At 70.9% G+C, this 6012-nt stretch carries 6 protein-coding genes; all 6 read left to right on the forward strand.

The genetic code is table 11. The features are described from left to right. Window positions 1-8: 8 nt before the first annotated feature. A complete protein-coding gene (locus BLW63_RS20765; RefSeq protein WP_091160586.1) occupies window positions 9-1253 on the forward strand; it encodes a Gfo/Idh/MocA family protein in 1245 nt (414 codons plus the stop codon). Beyond that, window positions 1250-2218 (forward strand): NAD(P)-dependent oxidoreductase, encoded by a 969-nt coding sequence (locus BLW63_RS20770; RefSeq protein ID WP_091160588.1) that lies wholly within the window; start codon window positions 1250-1252, stop codon window positions 2216-2218. Before BLW63_RS20765 ends, BLW63_RS20770 begins: the two co-directional genes overlap by 4 nt. A gap of 10 nt (window positions 2219-2228) precedes the next feature. After that, window positions 2229-3116 (forward strand): TIM barrel protein, encoded by an 888-nt coding sequence (locus tag BLW63_RS20775; protein ID WP_091160591.1) that lies wholly within the window; start codon window positions 2229-2231, stop codon window positions 3114-3116. Further along, window positions 3113-4141, forward strand: a complete 1029-nt coding sequence (locus BLW63_RS20780; RefSeq protein WP_091160594.1) for a Gfo/Idh/MocA family protein — start codon at window positions 3113-3115, stop codon at window positions 4139-4141. Before BLW63_RS20775 ends, BLW63_RS20780 begins: the two co-directional genes overlap by 4 nt. A gap of 312 nt (window positions 4142-4453) precedes the next feature. Beyond that, window positions 4454-5296 carry a substrate-binding domain-containing protein gene (locus tag BLW63_RS20785; RefSeq protein ID WP_244522704.1) on the forward strand — a complete coding sequence of 281 codons (843 nt, stop codon included), beginning with the start codon at window positions 4454-4456 and terminating at the stop codon, window positions 5294-5296. Window positions 5297-5360: 64 nt separating this feature from the next. Further along, on the forward strand, window positions 5361-6012 hold a 652-nt coding region (locus tag BLW63_RS20790; protein ID WP_425284251.1), incomplete at its 3' end, for an ABC transporter permease.

The raw sequence follows: 6012 nt of genomic DNA on the forward strand, positions 1-6012 counted from the left end.
GTTCGATCGTGACTGTTGAGAACGGATCACCCCGCGAGATCGGTGTGGGCCTGATCAGCGTCGGCTGGATGGGCAAGCTGCACACCCGCGCCTACCAGGCGATGCCGTCGGTCTACCCCGAGCTGGGCCTGAAGTGCCGGCTGGTGATCGCCGCCGACACCGCGCCGGACCGCGTCGAGTATGCCAAGGACGTCCTGGGCTACGAGCGCGGCACCACCGACTACCGCGAGGTCCTCGCCGACCCCGACGTGGACGTCGTCTCCATCTGCGCCCCGAACATGCTGCATCGCGAGATCGGCATCGCCGCGGCGAAGGCCGGCAAGCCCTTCTGGATCGAGAAGCCCGTCGGCCGCGACGCCCACGAGACCGCCGAGGTCGCCGCCGCCGCCCGCGAAGCCGGCGTGGCCACCTCCATCGGCTACAACTACCGACACGCCCCCGCCGTCGAGCACATGCGCAAGCTCGTCGCCGACGGCACGCTGGGCCGGATCACCAACATCCGCTCGGTGTTCCTCAACGGCTACGCATCGGAACCGAAGGGCGCCCTGTCGTGGCGGTTCCAGAAGGAGTACTCCGGCAGCGGCGCGATGGGCGACCTGCTCAGCCACGTCGCCGACCTCGTGCAGTACGTCGTCGGCCCGATCGACGAGGTCACCGCCCTCTCGACGATCATCCACCCCGAGCGACCCATCCTGCCGATGGGCTCGGGCACCCACTTCGCGGTCATCGAGGACGGCGAGATGGGCACCGTGGAGAACGAGGACTACGGCGCGGTGCTCGCTCGCTTCGCGCCGAACTCCCGCGGTGCCGGCGCCGTCGGCACCCTGGAGTGCTCCCGCGTGGTCGTCGGACCGCAGTGTGGGCTCGCCATCGAGGTCTACGGCACCGAGGGCTCGGCCACCTGGAACTTCGAGCGGATGAACGAGCTCAAGCTCGCCGTCGGCCGCGGCGGCGCGCACGCCGGCTACACCACCATCCTCGGCAACCCCGGCATGGGCGACTACGCGAAGTTCCAGCCCGGCCCCGGCAACAGCATGGGCTACGACGACCTCAAGGTCATCGAGGCCAAGAAGTTCCTGCAGTCGGTCATCCAGGGCGTGCCCGGCGCCTGCACCATCGACGACGCCCAGTCCGCGGCCGAGGTCGTCAGCGCCGCGGTCACCTCCGCGTCCACCGGGTCGTGGGTGAAGGTGCCGGCAGTCCCCGGCGCCACCTACGGCGGCGACCCGGCGGGTGCCGGAGTCGGGCGGTGACGACTGCCCACCGCCCGGTGGTCGTGGGCCTCGGCACGGTAGAGCCGGACCTCGTGACCGGCGTGCTCGGCGACGGGATCGACTTCGTCGCCGAGCCCACCGAGGCCGACCTCGCCGTCGCGGTCGGCGCGATCGTCCGCGCCGACGCCCTCGTCGACGCCGCGTTCCTCGACCGCACACCCCACATGCGGGTCCTGGCCCGGACCGGGGTCGGCACGGACCTGGTCGACCTGGACGCGGCAACCGCCCGGGGCATCGCCGTCGTCGTCACCCCCGGCAGCGGCACCCGGGCTGTCGCCGAGGGCGTCCTCGCGCACACGCTCGCCCTGGTCAAGCGCGTCGCCCCGTTGACCGCCCTGGTCAGGGGCGGCCGCTGGGCCGAACGCGACTCCGGCGGCCCGATCGGCGATCTCGACGGGGCAACCATCGGGATCATCGGCTACGGCCGGATCGGGCGCCGGGTCGGTGAGCTGGCCGCGGCCTTCGGGATGCGGGTGCTCGCTCACGACCCGTTCGCCCCACCGCCCACCGAGGTGGCCTGCGACGGCCTCGACCAGCTCGTCGCCGAGAGCGACGTGCTGACCCTGCACGTGCCCCTGACGCCGGAGAACCACCACATGGTCGACGCCGGGTTCCTGTCACGGACCAAGCCGGGGGCCGTGCTCATCAACTGCGGCCGCGGCGGCCTGCTCGACCTCGATGCTGCGCTCGCGGCGCTGGAGTCCGGGCAGCTCTCGGGGGTCGGCCTCGACGTGTTCGAGTCCGAGCCCCCGGCGCACCACCCGATCTTCGACCACCCGAGTGTGACGCTGACTCCGCACCTCATGGGACTGACCCGGAAGGCCACCGCGGCGACCTTCGCCGACGCCGCTCGGGGCGTCGTCGACGTCGTGAACGGACGGCGGCCGTCCGCCGTGGCGAACCCGGACTGGGACGCCGTCTCCACCTCACCCCGATCCTCCTGAAGGGCACAACATGACCGACACGACTCCGTTCCGGATCGCCGGGGCGCCCATCTCCTGGGGCGTGTGTGAGGTCCCCGGCTGGGGATACCAGCTCGGGCCCGACAAGGTCCTCGCCGAGATGCGCGAGGTCGGCCTGCTGGCCACCGAGCTCGGACCCGAGGGTTTCCTCCCTGCCGAGCCCGACGCGATGGCCGCCGTCCTCGCCCAGCACGGCCTGCAGGCCGTCGGCGGGTTCACCCCGCTACTGCTGCACGTGCCGAGCCACGACCCCGTCCCCGAGGTCGAGCGGATCCTCGAGGGCTACGTCGCGGCCAATGCCTCCACGCTCGTGCTCTCGGCGATCAGCGGCCAGGAGGGTTACGACAGCCGGCCCGAGCTCGACGAGAAGGGCTGGCAGACCTTGCTGGACAACCTCAGCCGGATCAGCCACGTCGCTGGGCAGCAAGGCATCCGCGCGGTCCTGCACCCGCACGTCGGCACGATGATCGAGAACACCGCCGAGGTGCAGCGGGTCCTCGACGGGTCGTCCATCGCGCTCTGCCTGGACACCGGGCACCTGCTCATCGGCGGCACCGACCCGGCTGAGCTCACCCGGCAGGCACCCGAGCGGATCGCGCACGTGCACTTCAAGGACGTCGACGCCGCGAAGGCCAAGCACGTGCAGGACGGGCGCTGGACATACACCGAGGGCGTCGCCCGGGGCATGTACCGGCCGCTGGGCACCGGGGACGTCGACGTCGCCGCGATCGTGGCGCACCTCAGCAAGCGTGGCTACGACGGCTGGTACACCCTCGAGCAGGACACCATCCTGACCGAGGAGCCGGCAGGCGAGGGACCCGTCACCGACGTCCGCACCAGCGCGGACAACCTGCGTGCCGTGCTGCGGAGCACGGAATGACCGTGGCGACGGAACCCCTGCGGATCGGGATCCTCGGTGCGGCGCGCATCGCCGAGCTGGCGATCGTCAAGCCCGCGCACGTCACGGGTACCCGGCTCGTCACCGTGGCCGCCCGGGACCGGCGCCGCGCCGAGGCCTTCGCCGCCGAGCACGGCGTCGAGCGCGCAACCGACTCCTACGCCGCCGTGCTGGCCGACCCCGAGGTGGAGGTGGTCTACAACCCGTTGCCGAACGCGCTGCACGGCCCGTGGAACCTCGCCGCGGTCGAGGCCGGCAAGCACGTCCTCTCCGAGAAGCCGTTCGCCTCCACGGCGGAGGAGGCCGCGGAGGTCCGTGCCGCCGCCCAGGACACGGGAGTCACGGTGGTCGAGGGGTTCCACTACCTCTTCCACCCGGTGATGCAGCGGCTGTTCGAGCTCCTCGACTCCGGCGAGCTGGGCGAACTCCAGCGCGTCGACGCACTGATCGCCATGCCCGAACCGGACGACGCCGACCCGCGCTGGTCGTTCGACCTCGCCGGCGGGGCGCTCATGGACCTCGGCTGCTACGGGCTGCACGCCCACCGCACGCTGGGCCGCTGGGCCGGGGGAGAACCCGAGCTCGTCGACGCCCGCGCGAAGGAACGGGCCGGCGCACCCGGCGTCGACGAGTGGCTGGAAGCCGACCTCCGCTTCCCCTCCGGGGCGACCGGGGCGGTCCGGTGCAGCATGGCCCACCCCAGGTTCGAGATGACCCTGCACGTCACGGGCTCCCGCGGCCAGGCGACCGTCCAGGACTTCGTCCAGCCCCACAAGGACGACCGCGTCCTGATCCGCACGGGGGCGGACACCAGGACCGAGCACCTCGGCACCCGCTCGTCCTACATCTACCAACTCGAGGCACTGATCGCCGCGCTCCGCGGGGGAGCGCCGATGCCGATCGACACCGACGACGCCGTGGCCACCGCACGGCTGATCGACAGCTGCTACCGAGCCGCAGGGCTCCCGCTGCGCCCCCGCAAGACACCCACGGCTGAACGGCGCTGACCGGCGCGCTCGAGTCGATTCCGTCCACGCGAGCCCGCCTGACCGCCGCTTCAACCGGCTCGACACCACGGCCGGTCACCTGCACGACCACGTACATCCCCACATCCCGTAGGACACCGCAGTCCGCCTCCCGGCCGGCTGTCTGGAGAGAGGAAATCGATGAGAATCGGCCCTTCACGGAGAAAGCTCCGTGCGCCCGCCGTCGTAGTCGTCAGCGTTGCCACCCTGGCGCTGGCCGCGTGCAGCAGCGAGGGCGGCGCCCAGAGCGAAGGCGGTGGAGCCGCTGCGGAAGGCGAGAGCTACACCATCGCGATGGTCACCCACGAGGCACCGGGTGACACGTTCTGGGACAAGATCCGCGCCGGTGCCGAGGCGGCGGCAGCGAACCACAACATCACGCTCAACTACTCGAACAACCAGGACGCCGGCGAGCAGTCGACGCTCATCCAGAACGCGATCGACCAGGGCGTGGACGGGCTGGCGACCACGCTGCCCAACCCGGATGCCATCGGTCCGAACGTGCAGAAGGCGGCCGACGCCGGGATCCCGGTGGTGGCGTTCAACGCCGGGATCACCGACTACACGAACTACGGCGCCAGCATGTACTTCGGCTCCGACGAGGACCTGGCCGGGCAGACCGTGGGCACGAGGATCGTCCAGGAGAGGCCCGACAGCCACACGCTCTGCGTCATCCAGTTGCAGGGGCAGGTCCAGTTGGAGGCCCGCTGTGCCGGTGTGGCGAAGACCAGCCCGAACACCGAGGTCCTCTACGTGAACGGCACGGATCTGCCGGCGGTGCAGCAGACCATCGGCGCCAAGCTGCAGGAGGACCCCTCGATCACCGACGTCGTCACGCTGGCCGGTGACGTCGCGCTGGCGGCTACGCAGGCGAAGGCCGACGCGGGCAGCCAGGCCAGCATCGCGACCTTCGACCTCAACGCCGACGTGGCCCAGCAGATCCAGGACGGCGGCATCCTGTTGTCGGTCGACCAGCAGCCCTACGTGCAGGGCTACATGGCCGTGACCTCGTTGTGGCTGAACCTGACCAACGGCAACGACATCGGCGGTGGCGGTCCGGTGCTGACCGGTCCGTCCGTCGTCGACCAGAGCAACATCGACGTGATCCTGCCGTACGCGCAGAACAACACCCGGTAGTTCCGCTCTGGGGGAGCCGGGCTGCGGCCCGGCTCCCCCTCCACACCCTCCTAGGGAGCAGGCCATGAGTTCGTCCGTCGCGACCCAACCACCCCCGCCCGTCGCCGGCGCGCCGCCCGCGGGCCGCGCCCAGCGATCACTCCTGTCGCGGGTGCTCGGCCGTCCCGAGATCGGCGCGCTGGCCGCGGCGATCGTGATCTTCGCCTTCTTCTACGCGGTCGCGGAGCCGTTCCGGACGCTGCCGGCGTTGGCGACGGTGCTGTACGCCTCCTCGACCATCGGCATCGTCGCGGTGGGGGTGGCGCTGTTGATGATCGGCGGGGAGTTCGACCTGTCCGCCGGTGTCGCGGTGACCACCTCGGCGCTGGCGGCGGCGATGTTCTGCTTCCAGTTCAGCCTGAACATGTGGGTCGGCGTGCTGGTGAGCCTGCTGATCGCGCTGGCGGTCGGAGCCGTCAACGGCTATCTGGTGATGCGCACCGGGATCCCGAGCTTCCTGATCACGCTGTCCACCTTCTTCATCCTGCAGGGCGTCAACCTGGGCGTGACCAAGCTGGTCACCGGCACGGTGGCCACGCCGAACACCAGCTCGCTGGACGGGTTCAGCAGCGCCAAGGCGGTGTTCGCCAGCGACATCGATCTGGGGTTCATCACGCTGAAGGTCACCGTGCTGTGGTGGCTGCTGTTCGTGGCGGTCGGCACCTGGCTGCTGCTGC

Origin of the sequence: Geodermatophilus africanus (genome assembly GCF_900107105.1) — a bacterium.
In the GTDB taxonomy this organism is placed as follows: Bacteria; Actinomycetota; Actinomycetes; order Mycobacteriales; family Geodermatophilaceae; genus Geodermatophilus; species Geodermatophilus africanus.